This is a genomic window from Microbacterium sp. Leaf179 (assembly GCF_001423785.1).
GTDB lineage: Bacteria > Actinomycetota > Actinomycetes > Actinomycetales > Microbacteriaceae > Microbacterium.
Genome location: NZ_LMPH01000001.1, coordinates 920,500 through 935,161 on the forward strand (window position 1 = coordinate 920,500; position 14,662 = coordinate 935,161).

Sequence of the window (14,662 nt, forward strand, 5' to 3'; positions counted from 1 at the left end):
CTCGTGTGCTGGAGGGGGTTGCAGATCACCGTCGGGAGCGTCGAGGCCAGGCGATGTCGGGTACTTCGCATTCGGCAGCGATGGGACCTTCGCCGTCGAGCTGGAGGAGCCGACAAAGTCCGCCGGACGGCGGGTGCTCGCGCTCGCCGGGGATCCTGCGGGCACGAAGACGTAGGGGCGACGATGGCGGATCGGATCGATGCGGCAGGGGCATCGAGGGCGAAGTGGACGCGACGGCGGGAGTCGAACCCGCCACGCCTTCGGTTATGAGCCGAGGCCCGGGACCGCCCGGATCGCCGCGATGTGCCCTCACGCTAACCCCGACCGCGGACGCGCGGTGCGGGCGTTGCGAGAAGTGACGACAGATGTCGCCGTGTGGCGCTCGACCCCGTGTCAGCGCGCGCGCCGCCCGTCGATGATCGCTCGCGTCGAGTGGGCGAGGTGCGCGCGCACGGCCCGCTCGGGCTCGTCCAGCGCCGCCCGCACGTAGGCGCGATGCTCGGCCGTCAGTGTCCCCGGCGCATACGCCGGGCGCACATGGGTGAGCAGCAGGTGCATCTCGGAGTCGAGGCGCCTGTACTCCTCGGCGATTCGCGGGCTGCCCGCGGCATCGACCAGGGCGAGGTGCACACGGGCGTGCGCGTCGAGGGTGGCCGGCCAGTCACCCGAGGCCTCGGCGTCGGCGAGGGAATCGAGCGCCGCGTCGACGTCGGACGGATGGATGCCGCGATCCCGCACGATCCGCAACGCCTCGGTCTCGAGGGCGCAGCGCAGTTGCTGCAACGCGATGAGTGCGTCGTCGTCGAGCAGCGAGACCCGCACGCCTCGGTAGGGCTCGGCGGTGACGAGGCGTTCGCCGGCCAAGCGGGTGAGTGCGGTGCGAGCGGTGTGACGCGAGACGCCGTGCGTCGCGCTCAGCTCCTCTTCGCGCAGCGGGGTTCCGGGGGCGAGCTGGCCCGACAGGATGCCGGAGCGCACGGCGTCGGCGACGAGGTCGGCGGCGCGGGGGCCGGGGGAGTCCGCGATGGCGCGGCCGGGTGCCGCCGAGGTGCGGGTGTCCCGCCCGGCACCACCGTGTCCAGCCGCGGCGCGGGCGGAGGCGTCACGCGCGGGCCGTGGCATCCGGAACCTCCTCGCGACGACGTGACGGAACGGACACCACGGCGAGGCCCACGGCGATGAGCGCGAGGCCGACGGCTCCCATCGGGGTGAGCTGCTCGTGCAGCACGAACAGCCCGAGCAGCGTCGCCGCGAGGGGCTCGGCGAGTGTGAGGGTCGAGACCGTGACGGCGGTCAGCCGTGCGAGCCCCCAGCCGAACAGCAGGTAGGCGATCGTCGTCGTGATCACTCCGAGCCAGAGCGCGAGCGCGAGGCCGTTGGGAGTGAGCAGCCAAGAGGACCCGGCTAGCAGCAGCACCGGCAGGCTGGCCACCGCGGCGACGCCGAAGACCGTGCCCATAACGCGGGTGGAGTCCCACCCCCTCTCGATCAGCGCCTTGCCGCACACCGTATAGAGGGCATACGACATTCCCGCGCCCGCCGAGGCGAGGAGGCCGCTCGGAGCGAGCGCGATCGAGCCGCCGGTGACTCCCGACACCAGCACGACACCGGCGAGGGCGATGGCGGTGGCGAGCATCCAGCGCGGCGAGGGGGCGCGACGCAGGCGCACGGCATCCACGATTCCGGTTGCGATCGGCGCGGAACCCAGCGCGACGACCGTGCCGATGGCCACGCCGTTCTCTCGCGTGCCGAGGAAGAAGAGGGGTTGGTAGGCGAGCACGCCGATTGCGGCGAGGGCGACGAGTCCGCTGACGGATCCGCGCATCACCCGCAGCGGGGGAGTCGGCGCGCGACGCAGAAGGGCGACGAGACCCAGGATGCCGCCGCCCACGACGATCCGCGCGGCACCGACCGCGACGGGGGAGGCGTCGACGCCCGCCAACGCCTGCGCCGTGCCGGTGGTCGAGAAACACAGGGCCGCCGCGAGAACGGCGAGGGCGGGCAACATGGGTGAATTGTTACACAATCTGCGACCCAGGGTGCTGGCGGACGCGGCGCGCAACGGCGGACAACGAAGAGGACGCGCCGAGCCCGAACGGGCCGTGCCGGCGTGTCGGCGACCTGCCCCGCCGTTGTGCGAGGCGGCGCCCGAGTTGGACGGGGATCAACCGCGCAGCGCGTGCGCCATCGAACGGAGGGCGTGCAAGGCCGTCTCCTGCTCGACGTCGGACATTCCGCTGAGCATGCGACGTTCCACCGAGCGCACGGCAGCGCTCGCCGCCTCGAGCGAACGGAGGCCGCGCGCGGTGAGACGCGTGGGCAGCGCCTTGCCGACGGGAGCGGCATCCGGGCGCTCGACGATGCCGTCGCGCTCCAGTGTCTGGAGCAGCACGTTCATCGACTGCCGCGTGACGAATGCCCCGCGCGCGAGGTCGGAGTTCGACAACCCCGGACGCTGGGCGAGGAGCTCGAGGCAGGAGTAGTGCGTGATCGTCATGCCGAGGGGGCGCAGGGCGTCCTCCATCGCGGAGCGCAGCGCGCTCGCCGCCTCTTTGAGCAGGTACCCCAGCGAGGTGTCCAGATCGATGCGCTCTCGCGTCATGTCAGTATTCTGACATACAGTGGATGTCAGATAACTGACACACGAGGAGATTCCATGCCCGTCACCGGCCCCGACTTCCTTTCCCTCCAGGTGCGCGATCTCGACGCCTCGCACGCCTTCTACGCGCGGTACCTCGGACTCGAGCGCTCACCCGCAGGCCCCCCGCACGCCGTGGTCTTCACCACGACGCCGATCGCCTTCGCCCTGCGCGACCTCGCGCCGGGGACAGACCTGACCGGTGTGGCGCAGCCCGGGATCGGCGCGGCCGTCTGGCTGCACGCCACCGAGGTGCAGCAGATCCACGACGCACTCGTCGCCGACGGTCACCGCATCGTCATGGACCCCATCGACGGACCCTTCGGCCGCACGTTCACTTTCGCCGATCCCGACGGATACCACGTCACTCTGCACGACCGGGCCTGACCGTCGGTCCGCCCGGCCGCGCTCGCGCGCCGCGGTCGCGAGGGGAGGCCCGGGTGGTCCGGTCTTCGCGGTCGGAGCGCGCGGGTGTGCCCGCTAACGTAGGTGCATGGCGACGACGACGGGGCGAGGCGTTCTGGCGCTGAGCACCGCCGGCGGACTCCTCGTGCTCGGCCTCATCCTGTCGTTCGTGGTCGATCCCTTCACCCGCGCTCCCGTCGTCGTGGACGCGACGACCGAATGGTTCGGCCGCGGTCTGCTGCTGCTCGGGGTCGTCTGGGTCGTCATCGGCATGGTCGCCGCCCGCACCAGCCTGGTGCGCCGCCCCGGCGCGGCCGCCGCGCGCGCGACGTGGATCGCGTCGACGCGACCCTGGCGGGCCCGCGAGTCCAGCCTCGGACTGCTGCCGCTCGACCGGTGGTTGATGATCCTCATTCCGGGCGGCCTGCTCGTGGCGACCCGCATCGTGCAGACGCCCCGCGACGGCCTATGGGGCGCGGCCGTGGCCATCGCCAGCTGGCTCGTCTTCGCGATCGTCGTGCGGCTGCTGCTCGGCAAGCGCTCGCCGTGGCCCATCATCGCGGCCGTCGGCGGCGCGCTCGTGCTGCGCTGCGTCGTCGCCCTGACGGCGGTGGCGCTGTCGGGCTCCGAGGGCATCTGGTCGGGGTTGTGGACCATCCCCGCGGTGCGGGTGCTCTATCTGACGGGGGCGTTCGCCCTGCTCGCCTGGGTGTTCGTCGCCGCCGGGTGGTCGCTCCGCCCCCAGCTCGGACGCCGTCGCGCGACCGGTATCGCCCTGGCCGGCATGGGCGTGGGATGCGCGGTCCCCGCGGTCACGGTGGCGTTCATGGGAGCGGGCGCTGCGCTGCGGTCGTGGAACGAGCAGGTCGGAGTGCTTCCCTGGGACCTCGCGCGCTTCGCCGGCGCACGGGACGGAGCCTTCCCGGTCGAGCTCGTCATCACCACCGCGGTGATCGGGGCGATCGTCACGCTCGTCGGCATCCTGCTCGCCCTTCCCCGACGGGTGTACGAGCGCACCGCACGCTGACGCGCCGGGGTGAGCGCCGTGCGCGCCGCCCTAGGACCGGATCACCGGTCGAACGGACCCCCGCGACGGAGCTCGCGCACCTCTTTGCCGAGGGGCATGAGCGAGACCGGCACGAGCTTGAAGTTGGCGATCCCGAGCGGGATGCCGATGATCGTGACGCAGAGCAGCAGGCCGGTGACGACGTGCTCCAGCGCCAGCCACCACCCGGCGAGGATGACCCACACGACGTTGCCCAGGAACGAGCCCACACCGGCGGTGGGCTTGGACACGATCTCGCGGCCGAACGGCCACAGTGCGTACAGGCCGATCCGGAACGCCGCGATGCCCCACGGGATCGTCACGATGAAGATGCACAGCACGATCCCCGCGGCGAAGTAGCCCAGGAAGAGCCAGAAGCCCGAGAGCACAAGCCAGAGGACGTTGAGGATGAGGCGCATGCCCCCCATCATGACCGGCCGGGCTGTGTGGCATCCGGGGTTTGACAGCCCCGGGCCTATCCAGGCGCAGGACGACGCGCAAGCGCCCCGCCTGTCGAGACGCGGAGGGCTAGCGTGAGGCCCATCCGAGGGAGAGGAACCCCCATGACCGACGTCACCCGTGCCACCCCCGAGCGCCGCACGCTCTCGAGCTTCAGCGACTACACCGGAGCGCAGGCGGCCGTCGACCGCCTCTCCGACGCCGGCTTCCCCGTCGAGCACACCGCGATCGTCGGACACGGCGTGCGCATCGTCGAGCAGGTGACCGGCCGCCTGACCCGCGGACGCGCGGCGGGTCTCGGCGCAGCCTCCGGTGCCTGGTTCGGCCTGATGATCGGCGTGCTGCTGGGGCTGCTGACCCCCGGAGGATTCCTCGGCCTGCTGGTCTGGGGCCTCGTCCTGGGTGCCGTCTGGGGTGCGGTGTTCGGCTTCGCCGGTCACGCGTTCACCGGCGGCCGCCGCGACTTCTCGTCGGTGCAGGGGTTCGAGGCCGAGCGGTGGGACGTGACGGTGGATGCCGAGCACTACTCGCGCGCGCAGTCGCTGCTGTCGTCGGGGGCGGCGGGCGAGGCGCGGGCGTAACGTTTCGCCGGGGCGGGGGCTCGCGACATCGCGGGAGCCCCGCGGCCAGCGCGGAGGGCCGATGTCGGAGGCCCCGCCTAGACTTGACCCGCCATGACCGACGCCTCCACCACGCCCCTCATCGTCGGCGGGTCCGCGCCGTCGGACGCCCGCCCCGACGCCGACCTGCTCGAGGGACTCAACGGTCCCCAGCGCGATGCCGTCACCTACCGGGGTCAGGCGCTGCTCATCGTCGCCGGCGCCGGATCGGGCAAGACCAGCGTGCTCACCCGGCGCATCGCCTCGCTGCTGCGCACGCGCGAGGCGTATCCGAGCCAGATCCTCGCCATCACGTTCACGAACAAGGCTGCGGGCGAGATGCGCGAGCGCGTGCACCAGCTCATCGGGCAGAAGTCCGACGGCATGTGGATCTCGACGTTCCACTCGGCCTGCGTGCGCATCCTGCGGCGCGAGGCCGAGCAGTTCGGCTTCACCAAGGCCTTCACTATCTACGACTCGGGCGACTCGCGCGCTCTCATCAAGCGACTGGTCAAAGAGCACGAAGGCGACTCGTTCGGTCTGACTCCCGCGGGTACGCAGAGCCGTATCTCGAAGCTCAAGAATGAGCTCGCCGACGCCGAGTCGTACGCCCGCTCGGCCAACATGAGCGACCCGGCCGAGCGCGTCTTCGTCGAGATCTTCGGCTCGTACCAGCGCGAACTGCAGCGGTCCAACGCCTTCGACTTCGACGACCTCATCGCGCAGACGGTCTACCTCTTCCGCGCCTTCCCGCAGGTCGCCGACGTGTACCGCAAGCGGTTCCGGCACATCCTGGTCGACGAGTACCAAGACACCAACCACGCGCAGTACGCCCTCATCCACGAACTGACGCGGCCCCCGGGATCCGACGCCGAGCCGATGTCGGCCGGCGGCGGAATGATGATCTTCGAGGCCGAACCCGTCGGCGAAGATGCGGCGTCCCTCACCGTCGTCGGTGACTCCGATCAGTCGATCTACGCCTTCCGCGGCGCCGACATCCGCAACATCAGCGAGTTCGAGCGCGACTACCCGGGCGCCAAGGTGGTGTTGCTCGAGCAGAACTATCGCTCGACGCAGAACATCCTGTCGGCGGCCAACGCGGTCATCTCGAACAACTTCGACCGCAAAGAGAAGAAACTCTGGACCGACGTCGGCGCGGGCGATCCCATCATCGGCTTCACCGGGTACTCGCAGCACGACGAGGCGCAGTTCGTCGCCGACGAGATCGAGTCCCTGCACAAGAAGGGCGTCGACTACTCCGGTGTCGCGGTGTTCTACCGCACCAACTCGCAGTCGCGTGCGCTGGAAGAGATCTTCATCCGCTCAGCCGTGCCGTACAAGATCATGGGCGGCACCAAGTTCTACGAGCGCGCCGAGATCAAGGACGCCCTCGCGTACCTCGTCGCCGTCGCCAACCCCGCCGACGGCATGGCCGTGCGCCGAATCCTCAACCGTCCGCGCCGCGGCATCGGAGATGTCACCGAGACCGCGATCGCCCGCTATGCCGCCGAGCACGGCATCACCTTCCGCGATGCGCTGGCCAACTCGGCGCAGATCGGCGTCGGACCCAAGCTGCAGAAGGCCATCGACCAGCTCGATGCGGTGCTCACCGAGGCCACGGCGATCATGCTGCCGGCATCGGGAGAGCTCGCCCCCTCCACGTCGGTCACCGAGGGACTCACGCTGCTCCTCAACAAGAGCGGCTACTTCGACGCCCTGCGCGCCAGCCGCGACCCGCAAGACGAAGCGCGCCTCGAGAACCTCGACGAGCTCGTCGCGGTGACGCGCGAGTTCGCCCGCAACAACCCCGAGGGCACGATCATCGATTTCCTCACCGAGGTCACCCTGGTGGCGGATGCCGATGACCTCGACGACGCGTCGGGCTCGGTCTCGCTCATGACCCTGCACACCGCGAAGGGCCTCGAGTACGACGCGGTGTTCCTCACCGGTGTCGAAGAAGACCTGTTGCCGCACCGCATCTCGGCCAACGAGCCGGGCGGTCCGCAAGAGGAACGCCGCCTCTTCTACGTCGGCATCACCCGCGCCCGCAAGCGCCTGCACGTCTCGCTCGCGATGACCCGCGCCCAGTTCGGCGAGGTCACCGTGGCCATGCCGAGCCGGTTCCTGCAAGAGATCCCGGCCGACCTCATCGACTGGCGTCAGTCGCCGGGCGACGTCAACGGTCGAGGTGGCTCGCAGTCGCGCGCGCTCAACGCCCGCGGCGGCCGATGGGCCGGTCAGGGCGGCTCGGGCGGCAACCGCTACGGCGACGACCTCGTACCGCTGCCCAAGCGTGCGCCGGCCGACCCGAGCAAGTTCCCCAACCGCATTCCGGCGAAGGTGCGCGACAACGGCGACCTGGTGCTGGCCGCGGGAGATCGCATCCGTCACGACGACTTCGGCGAGGGGCGTGTCGACGCCGTCACCGGCGAGGGTGCGAAGCGCGTGGCGCACGTGCGCTTCGACACGGTGGGACCGAAGAAGCTGCTGGTGAAGATCGCGCCGATCGCGAAGGCGTGAACCGGCGCGGCGTCGGACCACGCCGCGCCATCTCAGACCACCACGGGGCGAGGTCGCGGTCGGGCCGGCCGGGCCCGCGACAGGGACCGCCCGGATAGGCTGGAACAATGGCCCTCTTCTCGCGCCGCAACAAGTCCGATTCCGACGACGCATCGGCCGACCGGCCCGACAGCACCATCGAACCGGGCGAGCAGCCCGTCGATCCCGCCGGTCCGAGCGACGCCGCCCCCGCCGCCGAGCAGGCCCCCGCCGCCCCCACGGTCGGCATTTCGATGTCGTCGTTCCGGGGTGTGGGTGCCGGTCCCGAAAACCCCTCGGCGCCTCCTCTCTCGGCGCGGCCGTCCGCCCGCCAGCCCGGACCGATGGAAGCCCCCGAGGCTCCCGAGACGGTGCAGGGTCTGCGCGACAACGCTCTGCTGGGGATCGCCCTCGCCGAGATCAAGGACCAGCCCGAGCCCGCGCAGCTGCTCAACGTCGCCCGTCAGCTCCTGCAGGGGCACGTCTTCCTGCGCGTGAAGGGTGACGCGCGCGCCCTGCTCGCCGAGGGCAAAGACCTTCCGTTGGCCGTCGCCAATCGCGGCGACGAGCAGCTCGTGCTCGCCTACAGCGGTGGTATGGCCCTGCGCGCGAGCGTCGAGGCCGACGGCGACCACGACACCTCGGCGATGGGTCAGCCCGTGATGGCGCTGCTGCAGCACGTGCTCGGCGGCTCGTACGCCGGCATCGTGCTCGACCCGGCCTCGGGCGACAACCGTGCCGTGCTGCCCAAGGCGCTGCTCGAGCGCATGGTCGCCGAGGTCGACCCTGAACTGCGGATCAAGACGGCCCTGTGCGAGACGCGCGATGAGACCACGGCATCCACGATCGTCGACGCCATGGTGGCCGAGGCGCCGATGTGGATCGCCGTCGCCCAGACCGAAGAGGGCGGACCCGTCGGTGTCGCCGAGTCGCGTTCAGCCGGTGGCGAGCGCTATCTCGAGGTGTTCACGCACCCGCTCGAGCTGCTCGCGCTCGGCCGCGGCGACCAGCCCCTGCCGGTCAAGCCGCTGCAGTTGGCGAAGGCCCTCGCCGGCGACGCGGAGCTCACCGGCGTGCTGATCGACCCGGCCGGCCCCTGGATCCGCCTCACGCGCGACGAGCTCGCTCCCGTGATCGCCCTGGCGGCGGAAGACACCGCGCCGACCTCCTGATCTCTCAACGACGACGGGCCGCTTCCTTTTCGGAGGCGGCCCGTCGTCGTTGCTGTCGGGGTTCCCTGGTGCAGTGGACCGCCTATTGCTTCAGCGGCGCCGGGCTCTGGCATCCGTCCCGCGATGGCCGAGGGACCCTGCGCGGCCACCGGGGATCGCGCCGGCCCGGCTCAGACCCCGTACAGCTCGCCCACCGGCACGGCGACCGGGAGCACGTTGCCCGCTGGGGCCAGAGGACAGGCCCACATCGGGTCGTAGGCGCACGAGGGGTTGTACGCGAAGTTGAAGTCGATGACGAGGCTGTCGGGCGCGGAGCCTTGGCCGAGGTCGGCGCCCTTGACGGTGTCGAGCAGGTAGCGACCGCCGCCGTATGTGCCGCCCGGGCGCCCGGCGGAGCCGTCGCGGACGGGGATGAACAGCCCTCCGGCGTACGAAGTCAGCCGCCACACGTCGAGAGAGCCGGTGTCGGGCAGCTCGACGCGGCCGATGCGCTCGAACTCGACCTCGCCATCGGTGCCGGTCGTGGCGACGAACGACGCCTCATCGGCGTCGCGCAGCGGAACCTCGAACCGCCAGGCGGCGTCGTACGGGGCGATCGGCAGGCCGACGAAGCCCTCGCGCTGCTCCGGTAGCAGGGGAGTGGCGGGGTGATCGGCCAACAGCGCGTCGCGCTCGATGCGCCAGAGCTCGTGCGCCTCTTCAGGATCTTCGGCTTGCCGCACGGCGTCGTACAGAGCGAACACGCGGCGGCGCCAGTCGGCGATGTCGAGGGCCTTACGGGCGGCGGCGGAAGTCATGGTCCGAGCGTAAACGCAGGCCGGATGCCGGGACCCCGGGCTGGACACGGGCCCCTCACGCTCAGCGCAACCGGGGAGACGCCGACGGCTCCGGCGCACTAACGTCGGGGCATGGCATCCCCCCGCATCACGCTGACCGTGCCGGGTCCCGAGGGCGACCGCGAGATCGGCATCTCGAACCCCGATCGCGTGCTCTGGCCCGAGGTGGGCATCACCAAGAGGGAACTCGCCGAGTACCTCATCGCCGTCGCCGACCCCTTCATCGCGGCGAACGGGCATCGGCCGGTGTCGCTCGAACGCTTTCCCGAGGGCGTCGGGGGCGAGGCGTTCTTCTCGAAGAACCCGCCCAAGGGGGCGCCGGCGTTCGTCGAGGCCGTGACGGTGACCTACAACAGCGGGCGGCGGCATCCGCAGCTCTTCCTCGGTGAGATCGGCTCGGCCGTCTGGGCGGCGCAGATGAACACGATCGTGTTCCATCCGTGGGCCTCGCTCGCGAGCGACGCCGACCATCCCGTCGAACTGCGCATCGACCTCGACCCGCAGCCGGGGACGGGGATCGCCGAAGCGGTCGTCGCCGCGCACGAGCTGCGCACGGTGCTGCGCGAGGCGGGGCTCGAGGCGTGGATCAAGACGAGCGGCAACCGGGGTCTGCACGTGTTCTGCCCGATCGAGCCCACGCACGAGTTCCTCGACGTGCGACACGCGGTCATCGCCGCGGCCCGGGAACTCGAGCGACGGATGCCGGATGCCGTGACCACGAGCTGGTGGAAAGAGGAGCGCGGCCAGCGCATCTTCGTCGACTTCAACCAGGCGAACCGCGATCGCACGATGGCCGGCGCCTACTCGCCCCGCGCTCTGCCGACGGCCACCGTGTCCACACCGGTCGAGTGGGACGAGCTCGACGGCCTCGACCCGCTCGCGTTCACCGTGCGCAGCATCCCCGAGCGGTTGGCATCCGTCGGCGATCCGTGGGCCGGGTTCGCCGAGAAGCCCGGGCGCATCGACACGCTGCTGGAGTGGTGGCAGCGCGACCTCGACGACGGCCTCGGCGAACTGCCCTTCCCGCCGGAGTTCCCCAAGATGCCGGGGGAGCCGCCGCGCGTGCAGCCGTCTCGTGCGAAGAACCCCGCGTCGGACGGCTGAGCGACCCGACCGACGCGAGGGGCGTCACAGACGGGGACGGCCCGTGCGGCCCCGACGCAGGAGAACCACCCCGAGCCCGCCGACGACGAGCAGCGCGCCGAGAACGCCGCCGGTGAGGGCGCCGTCTGCCGACGTGCCGGTGCGTCCGAGTTCGCGTGTTCCCCCGGCGTCGTTCGGCACGGGAACGGCCGTCGACGTGGGCTGGGGGAGGGGCGTGTCGGTGGGTGTCGGTACAGGTGTCGGTGTCGGTACCGGTGTCGGGGGGACGGGCGTCGGGGGAACCGGGGTGGGAGTGGGAGTCGGCGCGGGGAGCACGGAAAGGAACCCCGCGGCATCCACGAGACCGGATCCCGTCACGTCTTTGCGCTCGACACCCGGAAAGATGAACGGAACTTCTCGAGAGGTCGAGGTGAGGGCCGCGGTCACCTGAGCGGGGGTGAGGTCGGGGTTCTTCTGCAGCCCCAGGGCCGCGACTGCCGCGGCGGACGGAGCCGCCGCTGAGGTACCGGTGAAGGAGTAGGTTCCCGGCTCGTCCGGCACCGGAGTGCCGAAGAAGTTGGTCCAGACACCATCGAGGCCCGTCAGGGTGGGCGCCCCGGCGATCGGCTGCGGCAGGGCCTTCGTGCTGGGGAAGGGCTCGAAGTACAGGGTCAGCGGCCCGGTGCCGCTGAAAGGCTCGATGACGGAGGGGTCGGCGGCGTTGGCCGCGACCACGCTGACGCCCGACGGCGTGCCCGCGTGCCCGTAGATGGAGGGGCCGACGATGTCTCCCCCCGTGTTCTCGAAGTACTCGGCGCCGCGAAGGTAGCTTCCGGTGAAGATGGCCTTCACACGCGGAAGAGATGCAGGGATGCCGTCGGTGGTGTTGCGAACGACGACGAAGTCGTATTCGCCCCCGGTGCGGAGGTCGCCCTGATCGGGTTCGAAAGCCAGCGTCTGCAGGGGCAGTCCGAGAGGCTGCGACGGAGTGATGCGAAGGATCTTCCCGTCGGAATCGAGCACGGCTGCCATCAACTGGGTGTCGGACGCCCTGATGGCCTGCGCCCACTGCAGCATGATGGTCGCCGACGGGTTCGCCTGGTTATGCAGGTTCGGGTACGTCAGGGTGTCGGTCGGGTCTGCCTGTTCGGAGGGGCTGAAGTCGAGGCAGTCCCCGGTCATCTCATTGTCGCGAAGGTAGGCCGCCACGGACGGGGGGCAGTCTGTGGGACGGTACTCAGGTGTCTCCCACGACGAGATGACGTGACCGGTACTCGGTCCCACACTGGCGAACGACGTGTCATTGCCGGCGGCGGTGAAGAAGGGGATGCCGTCGGCAACGGCGTCTGAGAGGGCGTTCGAGGCCGGGCCGTCTTGGAACATCAGTTCGCCCGAGTACCCGAGGTCATCGACGATGACGTCGGCGCCTGCGTGTGTCAACGCGTCCACGGCGTCGACGAACCCCGCCTGCCCACCGGATCCGCTGGCGAACAGAAGGGTCGACCCCGGCGCGATGCTGTGCACGAGCTGGGCCATGGCACGCCCCTCGTCGGATCCGGCCTGACGGCTCTCTTTGACGACCTGCACCGGCTGTGCGTAACCGCACGGGTTGCTGTCACCGGGAAGGAGCCCGGCGGCGATGTCCTGTTCCGGCGTGCTCAGGGGGTCTGTCCGTGTCGCGTAGGAGTCCGAGATGATCCCGATCTTCACCCCCGTGCCGTCGACGCCGTAAAGCTCGCGCGCGAAGGGAACGTTCAGGGGCTCGGCCAGGTTGGCTTCGATGGTGCGGCAGGAGTCGGTCGGACGCGAGGCCGAGGTCGTTTCTGCTCGGGCGCCCACGATGTCGCGGCTCACCCCCGATGTCGTCGGGGCGATGTTCTCGAGGACATAGGCGATGTTCGGAAGGGCGGCGACCGTCGCCAGCGCTGCGGCCGGGATCGTCGCGTCGACGACGAGGTACTTCGCCGCCACGTCGTCGACGGTGCCGAGCTCGCGGATGGCAGCGAGATCGCCGTCCGTGGGCGGTGTCGTGTAATAGATCGTCACGGCGATACCGCCGGGGGAGACCTGCAGACTCGCCGGCCCGCCGTCGACGGTGCCGAGGGTTACCGACTGCTCGTCGATCTGCCGCGATGCTTCTGCGGGGTCGTCCGACAGGTCGAGCTGAGTGACCTGCAGCAGGCGTCCCGAGAGCGTGTCGGACCCATCGTCGTCCGGTCCCGGTGCCGCCGATGCCGCGGTACCTGCGAGAAGGGTGGTGACCAGCGAGCCAGTGATCACGGCGCTGACAACGGTCATTCTGCCCAGACGGTGCACGCTTATCCCCCAAGAGCCAGCGGCCCCGAGCAGAGCCGGGCTCACAATAGCAGCCCCCGATTTCGCGGCCAGAAGCTACGCTCCTGTCGTGATCATCGCCGTCGAACCTCGCGTCTCGAGGGTGATCGCGTTAGCCCCCACGCTCGGCTGGTTCCGCGCGCCGGGTGCGCTCGATCGACTCCGTGTTCCGGTCGTCGTCATGACGGGAGCGGCAGACAGGGTGACGCCTCCGTCAACCGTGGATGTCCTGCGCGCTGCCCCCGCCACCATCAGCGTGCGAACCTACCCCGGTGTCGGCCATCTCGATTTCCTCAGTTCGCTGCCTCCGAACGTGTCACCGACACCCGGCCTCGACCACCATGCGTTCCTGGCGACGCTTACTCAGGATTTCGTACGAGAACTCGCATAGCTGCGGCCCCGACCGGTCGGTCTCTCTTCGCGCGGGCGGAACGAGTGGACGACCGAGGTGGGCAGCCCGGGGGCGACGCTCCGTCGTGCTCGACATCGAGGGCAGGAAGACCACCCCTCAGTCCAGCACGTCGCCCAGGTCGTACGACGTCACCGTCTCGAGCTGCGCGAAGGCGCACGAGCGGGCGTCGCGGTCGGGGCGCCACCGGTCGAACTGCACGGTGTGGCGGAAGCGCATGCCCTCGAGCTGGTCGTAGCGCACCTCCAGCACGCGCTCGGGGCGCAGGCGCACGAACGACACGTCTTTGGATGCCGAGAAGCGCGAACGGTCGGTCTCTCCGACGACCGCTTCTCCTTCGGCGTTGCGCTCGACGAGCGGCGCGAGCTCGTCGATGAGTTCGCGGCGGCGGGCGTCGGTCCACGCCGATACCCCGCCGACGCCGTGCAGGGTGCCCTCGTCGTCGTAGAGGCCGACGAGCAGCGAACCGACGCCCTCGCCCGACTTGTGGATGCGGTACCCGAGGGCCACGACGTCGGCGGTGCGGGCGTGCTTGATCTTGAACATCGTGCGCTTGTTCGGCGCGTACGGCTGGGCGAGGGGTTTGGCTATCACGCCGTCGAGGCCGGCGCCCTCGAACTCGGCGAGCCACCGACGCGCGAGGTCGGGGTCGTCGGTGGTGCGGGTGACGTGAACGGGGTGCGGCACGGCGCCGAGCAGGTTCTCGAGCTGGGCGCGGCGTTCCGAGAAGGGCTCGGCTTGCAGGTCGCGGTCACCGCGCGCGAGCAGGTCGAACGCGATGAACATCGCCGGCGTCTCGTTCGACAGCATCGTCACGCGCGACGCGGCGGGGTGGATGCGCTGCGACAGGGCCTCCCAGTCGAGTCGCTGGTCACCGCGCTGCCCGCGCGCGACGACGACCTCACCGTCGATGAGGCAGGGCTCGGGCAGGATCTCGGCGAACGCCGCGACCAGCTCGGGGAAGTAGCGGGTGAGGGGCTTCGCTCCGCGGCTGCCGATCTCGACATCGGTGCCGTCCCACGACACGAGCGCGCGAAATCCGTCCCACTTGGGTTCGTAGCTGAACCCTCCCTCGACCTTCGCGTGCTCGGGCACCGCGGGAACGGACTTCGCCAGCATCGGTGCCGGGATGTCGTAGGCCATG

14 protein-coding genes and 1 tRNA gene are annotated in these 14,662 nt (G+C 70.5%); 7 read left to right on the plus strand and 8 right to left on the minus strand.

Annotated elements, in window-relative coordinates:
- Positions 1–225: 225 nt before the first annotated feature.
- The 4 genes from ASF96_RS16745 to ASF96_RS04315 all read right to left on the minus strand — a co-directional run bounded on the left by ASF96_RS16745 (position 226) and on the right by ASF96_RS04315 (position 2,602).
- Positions 226–301 (minus strand) — tRNA-Met (locus ASF96_RS16745).
- Between the two features lie 92 nt (positions 302–393).
- A complete protein-coding gene (locus ASF96_RS04305) occupies positions 394–1,122 on the minus strand; it encodes a GntR family transcriptional regulator (RefSeq protein ID WP_082509277.1) in 729 nt (242 codons plus the stop codon).
- Positions 1,103–2,008: a DMT family transporter gene (locus ASF96_RS04310; protein WP_055936243.1), complete on the minus strand. Its 906-nt coding sequence runs from the start codon at positions 2,006–2,008 to the stop codon at positions 1,103–1,105. Before ASF96_RS04310 ends, ASF96_RS04305 begins: the two co-directional genes overlap by 20 nt.
- A gap of 156 nt (positions 2,009–2,164) precedes the next feature.
- Entirely contained in the window at positions 2,165–2,602 is a 438-nt protein-coding gene (locus tag ASF96_RS04315) for a MarR family winged helix-turn-helix transcriptional regulator (protein WP_055936246.1), read from the minus strand.
- 54 nt (positions 2,603–2,656) lie between these two features.
- Here ASF96_RS04315 and ASF96_RS04320 point away from each other — a divergent pair, with 54 nt between their 5' ends.
- Together ASF96_RS04320 and ASF96_RS04325 are read left to right on the plus strand one after the other, a co-directional pair.
- A complete protein-coding gene (locus tag ASF96_RS04320) occupies positions 2,657–3,025 on the plus strand; it encodes a VOC family protein (protein ID WP_055936249.1) in 369 nt (122 codons plus the stop codon).
- Between the two features lie 106 nt (positions 3,026–3,131).
- On the plus strand, positions 3,132–4,070 hold the full coding sequence (locus ASF96_RS04325; protein ID WP_055936251.1) for a hypothetical protein: 939 nt from the start codon (positions 3,132–3,134) through the stop codon (positions 4,068–4,070).
- A 41-nt stretch (positions 4,071–4,111) separates the two neighbouring features.
- Here ASF96_RS04325 and ASF96_RS04330 read toward each other — a convergent pair whose 3' ends face one another.
- Complete coding sequence (locus ASF96_RS04330) at positions 4,112–4,507, minus strand: YccF domain-containing protein (protein WP_055936254.1); 396 nt, start codon at positions 4,505–4,507, stop codon at positions 4,112–4,114.
- A gap of 144 nt (positions 4,508–4,651) precedes the next feature.
- On the opposite strand from ASF96_RS04330, the gene ASF96_RS04335 reads away from it, so the two are divergent.
- The 3 genes from ASF96_RS04335 (at position 4,652) to ASF96_RS04345 (ending at position 8,856) form a co-directional block, all read left to right on the plus strand.
- Positions 4,652–5,128, plus strand: coding sequence for a general stress protein (locus ASF96_RS04335; protein WP_055936257.1), 477 nt, complete (start codon positions 4,652–4,654; stop codon positions 5,126–5,128).
- A 93-nt stretch (positions 5,129–5,221) separates the two neighbouring features.
- Entirely contained in the window at positions 5,222–7,666 is a 2,445-nt protein-coding gene (locus ASF96_RS04340) for an ATP-dependent helicase (protein WP_055936261.1), read from the plus strand.
- Between the two features lie 107 nt (positions 7,667–7,773).
- A complete protein-coding gene (locus ASF96_RS04345; RefSeq protein WP_055834091.1) occupies positions 7,774–8,856 on the plus strand; it encodes an SseB family protein in 1,083 nt (360 codons plus the stop codon).
- 170 nt (positions 8,857–9,026) lie between these two features.
- On the opposite strand, the gene ASF96_RS04350 is transcribed toward ASF96_RS04345, so the two are convergent.
- On the minus strand, positions 9,027–9,653 hold the full coding sequence (locus ASF96_RS04350) for a DUF1684 domain-containing protein (protein ID WP_055936264.1): 627 nt from the start codon (positions 9,651–9,653) through the stop codon (positions 9,027–9,029).
- A gap of 111 nt (positions 9,654–9,764) precedes the next feature.
- Between ASF96_RS04350 and ligD the strand changes: the two genes are divergently transcribed.
- Entirely contained in the window at positions 9,765–10,796 is a 1,032-nt protein-coding gene (gene ligD / locus ASF96_RS04355) for a non-homologous end-joining DNA ligase (protein ID WP_055936267.1), read from the plus strand.
- A gap of 24 nt (positions 10,797–10,820) precedes the next feature.
- On the opposite strand, the gene ASF96_RS04360 is transcribed toward ligD, so the two are convergent.
- A complete protein-coding gene (locus ASF96_RS04360) occupies positions 10,821–13,073 on the minus strand; it encodes a S8 family serine peptidase (RefSeq protein ID WP_055936270.1) in 2,253 nt (750 codons plus the stop codon).
- A gap of 106 nt (positions 13,074–13,179) precedes the next feature.
- Between ASF96_RS04360 and ASF96_RS16750 the strand changes: the two genes are divergently transcribed.
- A complete protein-coding gene (locus ASF96_RS16750) occupies positions 13,180–13,500 on the plus strand; it encodes a hypothetical protein (RefSeq protein ID WP_156458720.1) in 321 nt (106 codons plus the stop codon).
- Positions 13,501–13,617: 117 nt separating this feature from the next.
- On the opposite strand, the gene ASF96_RS04365 is transcribed toward ASF96_RS16750, so the two are convergent.
- Positions 13,618–14,661 carry an ATP-dependent DNA ligase gene (locus ASF96_RS04365; protein WP_055936273.1) on the minus strand — a complete coding sequence of 348 codons (1,044 nt, stop codon included), beginning with the start codon at positions 14,659–14,661 and terminating at the stop codon, positions 13,618–13,620.
- Position 14,662: the final 1 nt, after the last annotated feature.